Genomic DNA, 2,410 nt, shown 5'->3' with positions numbered 1-2,410 from the left:
CCACTCCTACCAGCCTTTACAACGGTATGAGTGTAGTGATTATCAAGTTATCGGCTTATTAGTACCGGTCAGCTCCGACAGTCTTTAGTCCTGTCTTCCACATCCGGCCTATCAACCCAGTCGTCTGGCTGGGAGCCTCTCCCCCGAAGGGATGGAAATCTCATCTCGAAGCCGGCTTCCCGCTTAGATGCTTTCAGCGGTTATCCGTTCCGAACGTAGCTAATCAGCGGTGCTCCTGGCGGAACAACTGACACACCAGAGGTTCGTCCATCCCGGTCCTCTCGTACTAGGGATAGATCTTCTCAAATTTCCTGCGCGCGCAGCGGATAGGGACCGAACTGTCTCACGACGTTCTAAACCCAGCTCGCGTACCGCTTTAATGGGCGAACAGCCCAACCCTTGGGACCTACTCCAGCCCCAGGATGCGACGAGCCGACATCGAGGTGCCAAACCATGCCGTCGATATGGACTCTTGGGCAAGATCAGCCTGTTATCCCCGAGGTACCTTTTATCCGTTGAGCGACAGCGCTTCCACAAGCCACTGCCGGATCACTAGTCCCGACTTTCGTCCCTGCTCGACTTGTCAGTCTCACAGTCAAGCTCCCTTGTGCACTTACACTCGCCACCTGATTGCCAACCAGGTTGAGGGAACCTTTGGGCGCCTCCGTTACTCTTTGGGAGGCAACCGCCCCAGTTAAACTACCCATCAGGCACTGTCCCTGAACCCGATTAGGGTCCGAAGTTAGATATCCAGAGTGACCAGAGTGGTATTTCAACAATGACTCCACGAACACTAGCGTGCCCGCTTCAACGTCTCCCACCTATCCTACACAAGCCACACCGAACACCAATACCAAACTATAGTAAAGGTCACGGGGTCTTTCCGTCCTGCTGCGCGTAACGAGCATCTTTACTCGTAATGCAATTTCGCCGAGTTCGCGGTTGAGACAGCTGGGAAGTCGTTACGCCATTCGTGCAGGTCGGAACTTACCCGACAAGGAATTTCGCTACCTTAGGATGGTTATAGTTACCACCGCCGTTTACTGGGGCTTAAATTCTCAGCTTCGCCTTGCGGCTAACCGTTCCTCTTAACCTTCCAGCACCGGGCAGGCGTCAGTCCGTATACATCGTCTTGCGACTTAGCACGGACCTGTGTTTTTAGTAAACAGTCGCTTCCCACTGGTCTCTGCGGCCATCGAACGCTCCCGGAGCAAGTCCGTTCACGCCTCAGGCCCCCCTTCTCCCGAAGTTACGGGGGCATTTTGCCGAGTTCCTTAACCACGATTCTCTCGATCTCCTTAGTATTCTCTACCTGACCACCTGAGTCGGTTTGGGGTACGGGCAGCTAGAACCTCGCGTCGATGCTTTTCTTGGCAGCATAGGATCACCGATTTCGACTTGCGTCTACCCATCAGATCTCAGGCTATATGAACGACGGATTTGCCTATCGTTCGCCCTACATCCTTAGACCGGGACAACCATCGCCCGGCTCGGCTACCTTCCTGCGTCACACCTGTTAATACGCTAAACGCACCAGCACGGGGTCGTACGCTAGGCCCAACGCTTCACCCCGAAGGGATCCATCAAAGGGATTCAGATACTTAGCACTACTGGATTGTCTTGGGCGGTTCTTCGCCGGTACGGGAATATCAACCCGTTGTCCATCGACTACGCCTGTCGGCCTCGCCTTAGGTCCCGACTTACCCAGGGAAGATTAGCTTGACCCTGGAACCCTTGGTCTTCCGGAGGACGGGTTTCTCACCCGTCTTTCGCTACTCATGCCTGCATTCTCACTCGTGTGGCATCCACGGCTGGTTCACACCGCCGCTTCACTCGCCACACGACGCTCTCCTACCCATCAACACGGCTGGACCACGAAGGCCTACCACTAATGTCAATGCCACAACTTCGGTGGCGTGCTTGAGCCCCGTTACATTGTCGGCGCGGAATCACTTGACCAGTGAGCTATTACGCACTCTTTCAAGGGTGGCTGCTTCTAAGCCAACCTCCTGGTTGTCTGTGCAACTCCACATCCTTTCCCACTTAGCACGCGCTTAGGGACCTTAGTTGGTGGTCTGGGTTGTTTCCCTCTCGACTATGAAGCTTATCCCCCACAGTCTCACTGCTGCGCTCTCACTTACCGGCATTCGGAGTTTGGCTGACGTCAGTAAGCTTTTGGGCCCCATCGGCCATCCAGTAGCTCTACCTCCGGCAAGAAACACGCAACGCTGCACCTAAATGCATTTCGGAGAGAACCAGCTATCACGAAGTTTGATTGGCCTTTCACCCCTATCCACAGCTCATCCCCTCCATTTTCAACTGAAGTGGGTTCGGTCCTCCACGACGTCTTACCGTCGCTTCAACCTGGCCATGGATAGATCACTTCGCTTCGGGTCTAGACCCTGCGACT

General features: G+C 54.6%; 1 rRNA gene (cut by a window edge). It reads right to left on the bottom strand.

Features of this window, described 5'->3' with window-relative positions:
• Positions 1-38 precede the first annotated feature (38 nt).
• Positions 39-2,410: ribosomal RNA gene (locus tag C5C36_RS17090) — 23S ribosomal RNA — on the bottom strand; it runs 843 nt beyond the window's last position.

This window comes from Rathayibacter sp. AY1G1 (genome assembly GCF_002932095.1).
Lineage (GTDB): Bacteria > Actinomycetota > Actinomycetes > Actinomycetales > Microbacteriaceae > Rathayibacter.
This window is presented reverse-complemented; position numbering and strand designations above follow the sequence as displayed.